Raw genomic sequence first — 14266 nt, forward strand, 5'->3', positions numbered from 1 at the left:
GAAAAGAGAACAACACAAGGAGAGAAAAAAGACAGATTGAAGCGAATGTGATACACTCAATGCATGAGTTACCATCCGAAACAAACGACAATCTTCTGGTATGACCTGGAAACCTTCGGCCTGGACAGCAGGTACGATCGCATCGCCCAATTCGCAGGTCAACGTACCGATCTGAACCTCAATCCCATCGGAGAACCTATTGTTCTGTACTGCAAACTCAGTGACGATTACCTGCCCGATCCACTCTCGTGCACGATAACCTCCATCACTCCGCAGGAAGTGAATAAGAAAGGCATCTGTGAAAGTGACTTGATCGATCGAATCAATTCCGAGTTCTCCAAACCCAATACCGTGGTGGCCGGCTTCAATACCATCCGCTTTGACGATGAGTTCATCCGCAACGCCTTGTATCGCAACTTTCTCGACCCATACAAGCGGGAATGGGATAATTACTGCAGCCGCTGGGACATCATCGACTTGGTTCGTGCCGCCTATGACTTGAGACCTGAAGGAATTGCCTGGCCTCCCCGCAAGGAGGAGACAGGCAACCCAACGTTCCGCTTGGTCGCCCTTACACAGGCCAACAATATTGAGCAGGTTGGGGCCCACGATGCACTCGTCGATGTACGGGCTACGATTGCCATCGCCCGCCTGATCAAGGAGAAGCAACCCAAGCTGTATGAGTATTATTTTGCCTTGCGTGCCAAAACCCAGGTCAAGAAAGTCGTGCAGACACCCTTTGGGGAGCCGGTACTCTATACCGCAGCCTTCTTCAGCAAGAATGAGGGGTGCTCACGCCTTATCACCCCGATCACCCATATGAAAAGCAATGCCAATGCCATCATCTGCTTTGACTTGAGCAAGGATGTCGCCCCGCTGCTTCAAGCAACCGAAGAGACCCTGCTAAAGACCGAGGGTGTGTTCACCCTATCGATCAACAAGTGTCCCTTTGTCTCACCGTTGAACGTCCTCACCGACCAATTGGCCATAAAATTGGGCATCGACAAGGAGCTTGCCCTCTTCAGGCACCAGCAAATCGTCAACCAAACAAAACTTCTGATGACGGCCCGTAATATCGAGGAAAAGTACGAGGGAGTGGACGATGTAGACTTTCAGCTCTATGACCGTTTCTTCGGCGATGCCGACCAGAAACGATTCAATCTCATCCGCCAGGCCGAGCCTAAGGACAAGCTTTCACTGCACCTCGACTTCGAGGATAATCGGGTTGCCCCCCTGCTTTTTCGGCACGTGGCACGCAACTGGAGCGAAGTCCTCACCGACGAACAAAAACGCAAGTGGAGAAGTTTCTGTGCGAATCGTACCCTTAATCCACCGGGCTCGATCAAGATGAACTGGAATTTCTTCAAACGCAAGATTGAGGAAAAATTGGCAAGCACGGAAACCTCTGCCGAGGAAAAACGCGTGCTTGCCGATTTGAAAGCCTATGGGGAAGAACTGGAAACGAAAATCTTCGGTTAGAGCAACTTCATTTCCTTAGCCACAGAAACGAAGGCAGAGACTGCCGTTTCGATGTCTTCGGCTGTGTGGACTGCTGATAGCTGAACCCTGATCCTTGCCCTACCCTTGGGAACCACCGGATAGCAGAACCCTATGACGTAAATGCCCTTAGCAAGGAGGGCATCCGCCATTGCAACCGCCTTGTTTTCGTCATACACCATCACCGGTACGATGGCGGTCTCACCTTTGACCAAGTCAAAGCCCGCTTCCTCCATGAGACGGCGAAAGTGTTTGGCATTGCGCATGGTCAAATCCTTAAAGGGATTTCCCTGTTCCAAAAGGTCCAGGACCTTCAGGGTCCCACCGCAGATGGCGGGAGCGAGCGTATTGGAGAAGAGATACGGCCGGGCACGTTGGCGGTAGAGATCGATAAGCAGTTGGTTGCCTGAAATGCACCCCCCGCTTGCGCCCCCGCACGCTTTTCCGAAGGTGGTGGTGATCAAATCAACCTGTCCTTCCACACCGCAAAGCTCAACCGTTCCACGTCCTGTAGGCCCTAGATACCCAGTCGCATGTGAGTCATCAACCATTACCAAGGCATCAAACTCTTTCGCTAGCGTACAGATTTCCTTAAGCTTGGCAATATCGCCGTCCATGGAGAATACCCCATCGGTGGCGATGAGACGGCGGCGGCAGTGCTGGCTCTGCTTCAGGCAATCCTTCAGACTTTCCATATCGCTGTGCTTGTACCGCAGCCGTTCTGCCTTGCACAATCTGATGCCGTCAATAATCGAAGCATGGTTCAGTTCATCGCTGATCACTGCATCCGTTTCGCCGAGCAGAGGTTCGAACAAAGCCCCGTTTGCATCAAAACAGGAGGAAAAAAGAATGGTGTCATCAGTTCTCAGAAAAGAGCTGATGCGCTTTTCCAAGGTCTTGTGCACCTGCTGTGTACCGCAAATGAAGCGTACCGACGAAAGTCCATACCCCCACGTATCCATAGCATCCTTGGCTGCCTGGATCACGTCTTTGTTGTTGGAAAGCCCGAGGTAGTTGTTTGCACAGAAGTTCAATACATGCTTGGAGCCTACTTCAATGCTGCGGCTCTGGCTGCTGGTTAGCACCCGTTCTTTTTTTAGTAAACCCTGCTTCTGTTGCTCGGTAAAGAACGCTTGCAACTCCTGCCGTACAGATTCGTTCATTCGCTCCTCCTTTGGATGGTTGTCAACATATCAGAAGTCATGGCAGCAAGGTCAAAGCGGGGTTTCCAATCCCATTCAACTCTTGCCGCATAATCTTCCAGACTGTCAGGCCAAGAATCAGCGATGGCCTGTTTGACCGGATCTATATCGTAGCTGATGGTGAAATCTGGGATATGGGTTCGGATATAGGCGGCCTGCTCTTCCGGGCAGAAGCTCATTGCTGCAATGTTGAAGGCATTTCGATGCCGCAGCTTGGCGGGGTTTGCCTCCATGATCTGGATGGCGGCCTGAACGGCATCCGGCATGTAAATCATGTCCAGATACGTGTCCCCGCGAAGGAAGCAGGTATAATGGTGGCTCTTCACCGCCTCGTAGTAAATCTCAACCGCATAGTCGGTTGTTCCACCTCCCGGAGGTGTCATATTGCTGATGACCCCGGGGAAGCGGATACCGCGGGTATCGACATCAAACTTATGATAGTAATAGTCGCAAAGCAATTCACCGGCTACCTTGGTCACCCCGTATATAGAAGTAGGCCGCTGAATCGTATCCTGCGGTGTGTACTGTTTGGGTGTAGTCGGCCCGAACGCTCCGATGGAGGAAGGAGTGAAAACCGCACAGCCATTTGTCTTGGCAACCTCGAGAGTGGCGATCAAACCACCCATGTTCAGGTTCCAGGCATTCAAAGGATCCTTTTCCGCCCTGGCTGAAAGAACTGCCGCCAAATGATAGATGGTGTCGATATTGTGCTTCTTCACAATCGCATCCACACTCTGTCCATCACGTGCATCGACAAGGTAGAAGGGACCGCCCTCCACCAAAGGCTTGTTTACATCATTACGGATATCGGTCAGAACGACATGGTCATCACCGTACCGTTTACGACATTCCAGCGCAATTTCGGAGCCCAATTGGCCCAATGAACCGATGATCAGGATGTTCTTCATAGCAACCTCCACAGAGTGCTTTTCTTGACAAGGTAGTCAACCCGGCTTACAATGAACATGTTCATTATAGTGAACTCTTTTCACTATGTCAAACTTTTTACCCAGCAGGAGCAGCAAGATGGAAAACCCTCCGATGATCGGCAAAAATATCCAAAGGATTCGGAACAGCCGTAAACTTACCCTTAATGTTCTCTCCGAGCGTTCAGGTGTCTCCAAAGCCATGCTCAGCCAAATTGAGTCCGACAAGGTAAATCCTACCGTAGCAACCGTCTGGAAGATAGCCCGCGGCCTGAATGTTGAGCTCAATGATTTGCTCGATACCGACGACCAACCCAAACGCGTTTTCAGTCTCAATCCTGCCGGTGATGATGCTCCCAAAATGGAGACCCATGACAACGGAGTATCCATTCGCATACTCAGTCCCCTGAACATGGTTGAGGAACTGGAGATGTATCTGCTCACCTTCGAAGGACACAGCAAGCTCGCCAGCGAACCCCACTACCCCGGAACCCAAGAATTCCTGACGGTCGTCAAGGGAGCAGTGAAAGTGCAGGTGGGCGAGAATACCGCTGAGATCAAGAAGGGTGACTTTTTGGTCTACCATTGCGATATCGACCACTCCATCACCAATGAAAGCAGCCAACCTGCAACCGTACATATGGTAGTACGCTTCACCCCCGACAAGCGATAAGAGTCTTTTACTTTGACACGCCCTTGGCTCTACGGTATAAGGAAAGGGAGAGGAAGGGCAGCTGATATGGCGAAAAAAGGCATTATGGTCTCCTATGGGATGGGCAAGTTCATTGCCGAGTTTCTTACCGGCGCTTTCGGGTCCATCGTATTCATGTTCTATGAGACCGAGGTAGGGTTGGCGGGTGGATATGCCGCTTTGGCGACTATCATCTATTCAGTGTGGAATGCGGTCAACGATCCGATCATCGGATACGTCACCAACAAGACAGCGCTCTTTTCCAAAAAATTCGGCAGACGATTTGTTTGGATTATCGGCGGCTTGATACTGTGCAGTCTTGCCTTCATATCAATCTTTTCGGTGCCCACACTCTGGGATGCAAAGAAACAACCGCTTCCCGTCTTTTTGTGGATGGTTCTTTCCATCTGCCTGTATGACGGGTTGTATTCCCTTTGGGAAGTAAATTATCAAAGTATCTACCCGGACAAATTCCGTACCGATTCAGAGCGGACCACTACCGCCGCCATTGGAACGGGTATCGGAGTGTTGGGCATTGCCAGCGGCTTCATCATTCCCCCGCTTTTCTTCTCCTATGGAGTGCGCGCGAGTTACCAAGTCTGCGCCATTGTTATAGCAGCCATCAGCATCGTCAGTACCCTGGGGCTGAGCTTTGGAGTTTTTGAGACCAAGCAAATGATAACGAGGTTCTCCCAGCAGCATCAAAAGGACGTTCCCCCGTTCTTCAGCCAAATGCGCAAAGCCTTGAAAAGCCGCAACCTGCTTGCATTCGTTTTGCTGCTCTTCTTCTACCAGAGTGGATGCATGCTTATGACGGCCAGCATCAACTATGTGGTCAAGTATGTGCTAGGGGCCAAGAGCAGCCAAGCTACCCCGATTTTCGCCGGCATGCTGGTCGGCACCTTGCTTTCCATCCTGCTTTGGACCCGCGTCGCTAAGAAAGTTAAAAACAACCAACGCATGCTTATTCTTTCCAGCTTCGCCCTTGCGCTCTTTGCCCTGCCTCTCACCTTCCTTCCCAATGCAGGTACGTATATTTTGGGAATGACGCTTTGGGGCCTCGGGTTTGGAGGCTTCTGGACCTTCATGAGTCCAGCCATGGCAGATGTAATTGATAGCCTGGTGGTAGACCAGAAGCGTCGTGATGACGGGGTAGTACTCGGTATCAGGGCATTTTTCATGCGATTCAGTTATGCAAGTCAGGCCATCGTTTTCTTTGTGGTGCACCAAGCTACCGGCTTCGATGACCAGAACATTACCGAGGCGGCACGTTGGGGAATACGATTGCACATGGGTCTTATTCCTGCACTCTTCTTTCTTATTGGTGGTCTACTCTTTTTGAAGATGAATCGACTGGATGCCAATCAAATTCAGAAAAATCGCAAGGCACTCTCCTTATTGGATATCTAGCAACGCTATGCAAAGAGCCACTGGTTTTGTATACTTTGCTTTTAGGAGAACCGAATGCTGAAGAAACTGCCCGAGTATGAGAAACAACTCGCGGATATAGATGAAAAACTGAGCCGTCCTGAAACCATGCAGGACATGAAACTCTATAAAAGCCTGAACCAGGAACGATCACATCTTGCACCCATCATCGACCAATTGCAGTTGATGCACTCATTGCAGACACAGATCATTGGAGCACATCAACTGATGAAGGAAGAAACTGATCAGGAGATGTTGGAAATGACTCGTGAAGAGCTCCATGAACTTGAGAATGAGCTTGAAGTGTGCGAAAAGAAGACCAAGATGCTGCTCATTCCCCCCGACCCCTTGGAAGGCAAGGATATCATTATGGAAATCCGTGCCGGCACCGGAGGCGAGGAAGCTGCACTGTTTGCTGCAAACCTCTTCAGAATGTACTCCCACTATGCAGATGAAAAAGGTTGGAAGATGGAAATCCTCTCTTCCAATGAAACCGGTATCGGTGGCTATAAGGAACTGGTTATCTCCATCAGTGGAAAGGATGTTTATGGTTCTTTGCGTTGGGAGAGCGGGGTTCACCGAGTCCAGCGTGTTCCCGAGACTGAAAGTGGTGGAAGAATCCACACGAGTGCAGTCACGGTCGCCGTCCTTCCTGAAGCGGAAGAGACCGATATTGAAATCCGTCAGGAAGATCTGAAAATCGACGTCATGCGGGCAGGAGGTCCAGGCGGCCAGTGCGTAAACACTACCGATAGTGCGGTACGTCTCACCCACCTTCCCACCGGCTTGGTGGTCATATGCCAGGACGAAAAAAGTCAGATCAAGAACCGTGCAAAAGCTCTCAGGGTGCTTCGCTCACGCCTCTTCGATTTGGAAGAGGACAAGAAGAACCGTGAACGGGCCGAAGCCCGGAAAAGCCAAGTAGGCAGCGGGGACCGCAGTGAACGCATCAGAACATACAACTTTCCCCAAAACCGGCTTACCGACCACCGTATCAACCTTACGCTGTACAAGCTGGAGTTGATCATGGAAGGCCAGCTTGACGAAGTTGTCGAAGGGCTGAAAATCGCCGCCGGTGAGGCAGCCCTGAAGGAAGGCTAAGGTGGCGATGACCATCCAGGCGTGGAAAGTCGAAACCGCTGCCTTGCTCAAAGGGGCGGGTTTGGAAGGCACACCCGACCTTGATGCCCGATTGCTTTTACAGCAGGTAACCGGCTTTGATCAAGCTAAGCAGATTCTCTTCTTCGACAAAGTACTTACCGATGCACAATTGGATAGTCTTACCTCCCTGAGAAAAGTCCGTCTGAGCCATAAGCCGATGGCCTACATCCTAGGTCGCAGGGAATTCTACGGGCGGGACTTTCAAGTAGATGAGCGGGTGCTCATACCCCGCTCGGACACCGAAACCCTCATTGAAGCAGTCCTTGCATTTGCAAAAAATAAGACCGATACGCCTTCGATCATCGATGTCTGCACCGGAAGCGGTTGCATCGGCATCACGCTGGCTTTGGAATTAGGCTCTGCTGTTACCCTCACCGACCTCAGTGAAGGTGCTTTGGCGGTCGCCCGAGAGAATGCCCGTCGCCTTGTTTCCAGGCCCCTGACATTCTTACATGGCGATCTTCTCTCCCCTACTGATAAAAAATATGATATCATCGTCAGCAACCCACCCTATCTCACCGCAAGTTGGTGCGATGAGGTCGCCTTTGAGGTACAGTGGGAACCAAGGCTGGCGCTCGAGGGCTTTAGCTTGGATGGACTTGAGCTCATCAGGGCGTTGGTCGCACAGAGTCTTGACCACCTTGCTGCAGGCGGGGCTTTGTTCTTGGAGTGTGACTACCGGCAGGCAGAGACTGTAAAACAGTTGTTAGTTTCAAGTCGATTCACTAATGTGCGCATTGAGAAAGACCTTGCAGGTCGCGAACGAGTCGTATGGGGGGTGCTTGCATGTACGAACAGCTGATCGAACGATTCATTCAAAAAGCATTCAAGTATCCCAAGAACGATCAGGAAAAATTCTTGGCAGCCGCCACGTTTGCGGCTAGCAAGCATGAAAACCAGAAGCGCGCCAGTGGCGAGCCGTATATAATCCACCCCCTAGCAGTCGGCGAGATACTGATCCAGCTGAAAATGGATGCCGACACCATTTGTGCAGGCCTTTTGCACGACACCCTTGAAGATACCGCAACCACCTATGAAGAGCTGAAAGAGGTTTTTGGGCAAAGTGTTGCCGATATGGTGGAAGGCGAGACCAAGATTGCAAACCTGAAGACGATGAATAAGAGTCTGGCCGAGGCTGAGACGATTCGCAAGATGTTCTTTGCCATGAGCAAGGATATCAGGGTCATCATCAAGCTTGCGGACAAGCTGCACAACATGCGAACGCTGCAACACCTTAATCCTGAGCGTGCCCGGGAAATCGCCGGCGACACCCTCGATATTTTTGCACCCCTTGCCGACAGACTCGGCATTTCCTGGCTCAAGGATGAACTGGAAGACCTCAGCCTAAAGATTCTCAAACCCGATACTTTCAACTACATCCAGGAATACTTGCTCTCCAAAAAGAGTGAGCAGAAAGCCTATCTGAGCAGAATTGAGAAGTCCATCTACCGAGCCTGCGTCGATGCTGAATTCAGCGATATCATTGTTACCAGCCGGGCAAAGCACACCTACTCGATTTACATGAAAATGAAGAAGCGCAAGAAGGAGATCGATGAGATTTTTGATATCCTTGGCGTACGCATTCTCTGCAATTCCGTCACCGAGTGTTATACAATTTTGGGGGTCGTACATCGGCTCTGGCCCCCTATTGAGGGTCGTTTCAAAGACTATATCGCCATGCCCAAGGCGAACAATTATCAGAGCCTTCACACCACCGTCATGGCGCTTGACGGCAAGTTGCTGGAAATCCAGATCAGGACCAAGGAAATGCACTTCACCGCTGAATACGGTGTAGCCGCCCATTGGAGCTATAAGGCGGAATCAGGAAGCGACACCGGCTCTTGGTCGACAATGGACAATGAGCAGTTCTCCAAAATCATCAGCAAACTCAAGACCTGGTCCAATGAGATTGAGACCAGCGAATCATATATGGATGACATCAAGGGGGAATTGCTTAAGGATACCATTTATGTATTCACCCCCCAAGGCCACATCGTCGAACTCTCCGCCAATGCCACTGCCTTGGACTTTGCCTACCAGATCCATACCGAGGTCGGCAACCATACCACAGGGGCGAAGGCCGATGGTTCGATTATTCCACTCAATGCCCCGCTGAAGAACACCCAAGTCATAGAAATTCTCACCAGCCCCAATGCAAGACCCCATTTGCAGTGGTTACGGTATGCCCAGACCAGCAGTGCCCGCAAGAAAATCAAGGCATGGCTGAACAAGTATGATGAGAACATCCTCATTGACAAGGACATCATTGCCAAACGCAAGGTTGTGGAACCACCGGTCAAGCTTGAACCTCAGATTATCACTCCACTACCCGATGATGAGAGTATAGTCCGTCAGGTTGTCGACGCAAAGCGTATGAAATTCCGCGTGGGCGACGAGAAAAACATGATGATCCACATTGCACAGTGCTGTACGCCTGTGCGAGGGGACGATATCGTCGGCTATATCAGCAGAGGTCGGGGCATCATCGTCCACAAGCGCGATTGTCCGAATCTCAAGAACATGAGCGAAATTGTCGACCGCTCGATCGAGGTGGAATGGGAAACTGAGTTCCCCAAACTCACCAAGCGCTTCAGCGTAACCAGCAAGCGCACCTATGACTTGTTCGGGGAAATTGAAGGAGCTTTGCGCAAGTTCAAGGGACACCTCATCGAAGGCCGTCTTTTCGACGATGAGGAAGGCAAGTTGATGGGAACATTCACCATGGAAGTGGAACGCGAAGAAGACTTCAAGAAAATCATCAAGAACCTGAAAACCATCCCTTCCATCAACACCATTTCAGAAATCAAATAGCAACTATTCTTCCAACACTCTGAGTATTTCCGGCAACAGCTGCTTCTTACGAGACAGCACTCCGCTGAGCAGGAATTTCCCTTCGCTCTCCTTCTTGTAGGCGAGCTTGCGTTCGGCTATCGGCATGCTGGTCATCAACAGAACGCTGTTTTCACGCACAACGTCGGTGATGAGGAACATTGCCCAGTCCAGATTGTGAGCAATCTTCAGTTTCCCAAGCTCCGCGAGATAGGAAGCCTTGTAATCGTCCACATCACTGAGGGTGGTGACTTCACACTGGCCAATACCAAAGCTGACTCCCAGCTCCTTGTACTGCTTGAAGTCGGACTCAAGCATTTTACGCGGATCCTCCTTGGCAAGCGATGCACCGCTAGCAAACATGGTTTGGCCGAAGGTCATCATGTCGTGAACCTGTGCAATGGATAGCAGGTCCTGTACGGCAGTATAGTCCTCAAAAGTCGTGGTAGGGCTCTTGAGCATGATGGTATCGCTGATAATGCCGCTGAGTAGCACCTTTGCCAGTTGCGCGGTGATTGCAATACTGTTACGTACATACAGCTTGTAGATGATGGTGCAGGTTGAGCCGAGAGGCTCGCAGCAGATAAAAATCGGATTGCGTGTCTTTGCAGCCCCGAGACGGTGATGGTCGATGATCTCAACAACCTCAGCTTCCTCAATACCCTCCACCCCTTGCTCGGTCTCATTGTGGTCTACCATGATGAGCTTGATTTTGGGCTTGTGCAGAAAGCAACGGCGGGTCACAAACCCGGTATAGGTCTCGCCTTCAAAAACAGGGAGTCCGCGGAATTCGCTCTCGGCAAGAATATCCCTGGCTTCCTCAAAAAGAGAATCAGCCTGGAGACTGGGTGGATCCTGTACCATAAGCTGGACAACTGGAACACTGAGGCGCAAGAGACGCAAGGTTTCTGCGGTGTCAAGGGCACTTACGAATACCGTACCACGGTAGGCTTCCCAATTTACATTGCTGGTAACCTCATGTTCAATTCCTGTCAGAATGATGGCCGGAATCTGCAATTCGATAGCCTTCTTAATGTGGTCTTCCCTATCTCCGACCACCAAAATGGGAGCTTGCCCTTGCAGAGCATCCATATGCCTACAGAATATCACATAGCGCATCGCCCCTACCATTATGGGTGCAGTGAAGCTTTTCTGCTCCCCTTTTTTAACAAATGAACCTTTGAGAACCTTGGGGAAATTATCTACTACAAAGTGATAGAGAGGACGCTTGCCGCTATTCTCCTTGAGAATGAAGCTGCTCACCTCATCGACACTTAATAAGCCTCGATACTTTCCCGTATCCATTACAGGAACGACAGAAGAGCGGCTGGAAGTACCATAAAAGGAGACCAGCGTATATACAGGATCGTCAACCTGCACAACGGCCTCCGCTTTTCTCGTAACACTGCTCACCTTGGTTCGGACATCCTTGATAAAAGGCGGTGGTGTGAGGCCTAAGCGTTCAAACTGTGCTTTTGTCGCATCGTTGAGACTTCCGCACCGTACGGGAAGATAGGTGTTGCTTGGATCGACCTTATTTTTCAAATACGCATAACTATAGGCAGCACAGATGCTGTCCATATCGGGATTACGGTGTCCACTTACATAGATCTCAGCCACTTCACACTCCTGTCGTTGCCATATTTTATCCTAGTTGCACAGGACTTACAACGCCAAACACGCTAGTCAGAAGCCACTAAATGGAGTACCATTATCAAACGGAGGATAATGAACATGCCAAGCGTAGTACTAGCAAATGACCACGGAGCTGTAGATTTGGCTACTCTTTTGGTTGAGTACCTGGAAAAAGTTGGGTATACAGTCAATCATCTGGGTGTTAAGACTAATGACTCGGTAGATTATCCTGACATGGCCAAGATAGCCTGCGATGAGTATAAGAAAGGAGGCTATGAATTCGGCATCCTTTTGTGTGGTACCGGTATCGGCATCTCCATCAGTGCCAACAAGATTGAAGGGATTCGTTGCGCCCTACCCCAGAACAGCTATGCCGCCGCCATGGCACGCAGGCACAACGATGTGAACTTCATCGCATTCGGGGGAAGAATCAACTACCCAGAGAATCCGGTGGATATGCTTGATGCCTTCATGGAAGCAACCTTCGAAGGGGATCGGCATCAGAGACGAGTCGACAAGATTATGAGCCTGGAGCACAGCTGCTAACGGTAATCTTTGTACGACCCTCTCACATAGAAATCGAATTTCAGCAGGTCAAAGAGAACCACTACTTGTTGCGTATACAGATTATAGGCAAGGGTGATCGTGAGCGCTCTTTCACGTTTACCGGTAATCGGGCTGCCGATGGTGATCGGGGTGAGAGAGACAAGCAGATGGGAAAGTGTAGTTGTACCCTCGGGCGTATAGGCTGAAATCATGGCCCCCACACCTAGCAAGGTGTTGATGCCGACGCCTGCAGTCTTGCCCCCGGTGGATCGTTGGCCCAGCAATGTACGTTGGAGGAGCATCGATACGGAGTGATCTCCAAGGAATTTCGGAACCAGCTGGGTATCGGTCTGGATATCCAGCTCCCAGACATCGGTCAACCCGATCGACAAACCCCAAGCAAGTTTCAGTCGACTGGAGTCGAGGTCCCTTTCACCCAAATGGGCGTTGGTGCCCAACGTAATACCCACATCGAAATACCCGGCAAACAAGGGAAAAGCAAACCCTATCATCATGCATACCAAAAGCACTTTCTTACGCATACCAACCTACTTAAAGAAAAATGTGAAACGAATCAGATTGAATCCCCAGCTGTCAAGCTCGCCTTTCTGAACATCATAGGTGAAAAAAGGAGAGAGGGCATCATACCAAAAATCCTTCTGGATCAATTTGAAAGGACTGATTTCCAGTCCTAGCAACGATTGCCCCCGGCGAGGATCGAACGTGTAGGAAACAGAAACCATCGGAGAGTAAGCAATAATGTTATGGGCAAGGAAATTGAAGGGATGACGGGTCGTCCTAAAAAAGTCCAATCCCAGTCCTATTCCCAGATACGGTACACCGTACTTCCCACTCTGATCGGTTCCCAACGCACTCTTTGCGATCATCGACGGATTTGCAAATGCAAAATTCCAAGGTTTATACACCAACGAGAATTCCACTCCACTAGAGGTCTTTTGTAGGTCAGACTCCACCGTTTGGCCATAATAGCCCAAACCGTAGCCGATACTACGCCCTGAAAGAGCACTTGAGAGAAGGAACACCATCACCAAAATACTAACCAGACGTCTCACACTCAACCTCCAATGAAACCAAAGGCGAAGCGTGGGTAGTTGGAAAAAGTCCTCCACGCCTGGGCCATCTCTTCGGTAATGGGAATTGTATCGGCATACAATGCATCAAAATGAGCCTCAACTTGTTTTGCAAGCTCAGGACTGTCAATTACCAGGGTAGTCTCATAGGCAAGGTTGAATGAGCGATAGTTGATATTTGTCGATCCTATAACTACATATCGGTCATCGATGATCATGAGTTTCTCATGCAGCAGTTGCTGTGTCTCTTCGCTTTCCCTCTCAAGCCTCAGATCAATGTTCATCTTCAGCAGATCTTTGGCCATGTATTCAATGCCCTTGCGGTTGGTTACCCGTTTGTCAAAAGGAACGAGCATCTGAATGTTTACCCCCCGCTCTTGTGTTCTGCGGAAGGATTCAATCATATTCTTATCCATGAAGGGCAGAAATGGAAGCACCTTTATTTCATGCTTGGCCTCAGTAAGCAAAGCGCCGAAAAGCAAGCTCACGTTATCTGACTGCGGATGCTGGTCCAAATAGAAAGCATCGTAGGTTGCAAGGCCGTCCACTGATGTCTGGTCAACACGGAAATCATCGCGCTTAATCGTTTCCCAGCTCTGCTCATTCCACCAGACAACAAAATGGTCGAGCATGGTTGCAGCCAAGGAGGGAGAGTAAAACTCATACATGCTATCGCGCTGCAAGTCCTCTCCAGGTGCTCCAATGGAAATATAGTTCAGGTTCATTCCCCCTACCGCCAGATGTTTTCCGTCGATAATCAGGAACTTGCGGTGGTCGCGATACATGAGATTGAGCCCACCGACCAAGCGGGCCGCTGACATGGGATTGTACTCAAGCAGATGGATCCCGCTGTCGCGAAGGTACTTAAGGGGTATCAAATGGTATCGGGTTTCGGTCATATCAAACGGACCGATACCATCCACCACAAAGTAGACCCGTACTCCGCTCTCGGCTTTTCGGATCAAGGCGGCGTATAAGCTTTCCAGTTCCTCTGAACTGGAAGCCAGGAATGCGGAGGTTATGAGATAATCCTGGGCACCTTCAATCAATTCAATAAGGCGCTCCCTCCAAACATTCCCGTCGTAATAGACGGTAGGATAGGAGACCTGCACCTTAGGGATATTGGAAGAGATAAGCTTCTCCTCCAAACTGAGCGCTTCATCGAGCGCCAAAGGGCTCAACATCTGACTTGTGGACGAACAACCAAGGGTGAAGAACAAAAGCAAACAGAGCAAAAACACGATACAGAGACGTTTCATT

13 protein-coding genes are annotated in these 14266 nt (G+C 50.2%); 7 read left to right on the forward strand and 6 right to left on the reverse strand.

The window, feature by feature from the left end:
* Positions 1-63 precede the first annotated feature (63 nt).
* Positions 64-1479 (forward strand): exodeoxyribonuclease I, encoded by a 1416-nt coding sequence (gene sbcB / locus SPIBUDDY_RS10555; protein WP_013607747.1) that lies wholly within the window; start codon positions 64-66, stop codon positions 1477-1479.
* Here the strand turns inward: sbcB and SPIBUDDY_RS10560 are convergent.
* Together SPIBUDDY_RS10560 and SPIBUDDY_RS10565 are read right to left on the reverse strand one after the other, a co-directional pair.
* Complete coding sequence (locus SPIBUDDY_RS10560) at positions 1476-2660, reverse strand: glycine C-acetyltransferase (RefSeq protein ID WP_013607748.1); 1185 nt, start codon at positions 2658-2660, stop codon at positions 1476-1478. The two genes, sbcB and SPIBUDDY_RS10560, sit on opposite strands and share 4 nt — an antisense overlap.
* Positions 2657-3607, reverse strand: a complete 951-nt coding sequence (locus SPIBUDDY_RS10565) for an NAD-dependent epimerase/dehydratase family protein (RefSeq protein ID WP_013607749.1) — start codon at positions 3605-3607, stop codon at positions 2657-2659. Before SPIBUDDY_RS10565 ends, SPIBUDDY_RS10560 begins: the two co-directional genes overlap by 4 nt.
* A gap of 118 nt (positions 3608-3725) precedes the next feature.
* Between SPIBUDDY_RS10565 and SPIBUDDY_RS10570 the strand changes: the two genes are divergently transcribed.
* The 5 genes from SPIBUDDY_RS10570 (at position 3726) to SPIBUDDY_RS10590 (ending at position 9716) form a co-directional block, all read left to right on the forward strand.
* The gene (locus tag SPIBUDDY_RS10570; RefSeq protein ID WP_013607750.1) at positions 3726-4298 is read left to right on the forward strand and encodes a helix-turn-helix domain-containing protein; all 573 of its coding nucleotides are present in this window, start codon (positions 3726-3728) and stop codon (positions 4296-4298) included.
* 66 nt (positions 4299-4364) lie between these two features.
* Positions 4365-5726, forward strand: coding sequence for an MFS transporter (locus SPIBUDDY_RS10575; protein WP_013607751.1), 1362 nt, complete (start codon positions 4365-4367; stop codon positions 5724-5726).
* Between the two features lie 54 nt (positions 5727-5780).
* Positions 5781-6845: a peptide chain release factor 1 gene (gene prfA / locus SPIBUDDY_RS10580; RefSeq protein ID WP_013607752.1), complete on the forward strand. Its 1065-nt coding sequence runs from the start codon at positions 5781-5783 to the stop codon at positions 6843-6845.
* Between the two features lie 7 nt (positions 6846-6852).
* Positions 6853-7707 carry a peptide chain release factor N(5)-glutamine methyltransferase gene (prmC, locus tag SPIBUDDY_RS10585; protein ID WP_155816160.1) on the forward strand — a complete coding sequence of 285 codons (855 nt, stop codon included), beginning with the start codon at positions 6853-6855 and terminating at the stop codon, positions 7705-7707.
* On the forward strand, positions 7692-9716 hold the full coding sequence (locus SPIBUDDY_RS10590; RefSeq protein WP_013607754.1) for a RelA/SpoT family protein: 2025 nt from the start codon (positions 7692-7694) through the stop codon (positions 9714-9716). Before prmC ends, SPIBUDDY_RS10590 begins: the two co-directional genes overlap by 16 nt.
* 3 nt (positions 9717-9719) lie before the next feature.
* Here SPIBUDDY_RS10590 and SPIBUDDY_RS10595 read toward each other — a convergent pair whose 3' ends face one another.
* Entirely contained in the window at positions 9720-11354 is a 1635-nt protein-coding gene (locus SPIBUDDY_RS10595; protein WP_013607755.1) for a putative manganese-dependent inorganic diphosphatase, read from the reverse strand.
* A gap of 114 nt (positions 11355-11468) precedes the next feature.
* Between SPIBUDDY_RS10595 and SPIBUDDY_RS10600 the strand changes: the two genes are divergently transcribed.
* Positions 11469-11915 carry an RpiB/LacA/LacB family sugar-phosphate isomerase gene (locus SPIBUDDY_RS10600; protein ID WP_013607756.1) on the forward strand — a complete coding sequence of 149 codons (447 nt, stop codon included), beginning with the start codon at positions 11469-11471 and terminating at the stop codon, positions 11913-11915.
* Here SPIBUDDY_RS10600 and SPIBUDDY_RS10605 read toward each other — a convergent pair.
* Genes SPIBUDDY_RS10605 through SPIBUDDY_RS10615 form a run of 3 tightly spaced genes read right to left on the reverse strand, consistent with a single transcriptional unit; the run spans position 11912 to position 14265 of the window.
* Positions 11912-12457: a hypothetical protein gene (locus SPIBUDDY_RS10605; RefSeq protein ID WP_013607757.1), complete on the reverse strand. Its 546-nt coding sequence runs from the start codon at positions 12455-12457 to the stop codon at positions 11912-11914. The genes SPIBUDDY_RS10600 and SPIBUDDY_RS10605 overlap by 4 nt on opposite strands.
* A gap of 6 nt (positions 12458-12463) precedes the next feature.
* On the reverse strand, positions 12464-12988 hold the full coding sequence (locus SPIBUDDY_RS10610) for a hypothetical protein (RefSeq protein WP_013607758.1): 525 nt from the start codon (positions 12986-12988) through the stop codon (positions 12464-12466).
* 2 nt (positions 12989-12990) lie between these two features.
* Positions 12991-14265: a phospholipase D-like domain-containing protein gene (locus SPIBUDDY_RS10615; RefSeq protein ID WP_013607759.1), complete on the reverse strand. Its 1275-nt coding sequence runs from the start codon at positions 14263-14265 to the stop codon at positions 12991-12993.
* Between the last annotated feature and the right edge of the window lies 1 nt (position 14266).

It is taken from the genome of Sphaerochaeta globosa str. Buddy (genome assembly GCF_000190435.1).
GTDB classification, from domain to species: Bacteria; Spirochaetota; Spirochaetia; order Sphaerochaetales; family Sphaerochaetaceae; genus Sphaerochaeta; species Sphaerochaeta globosa.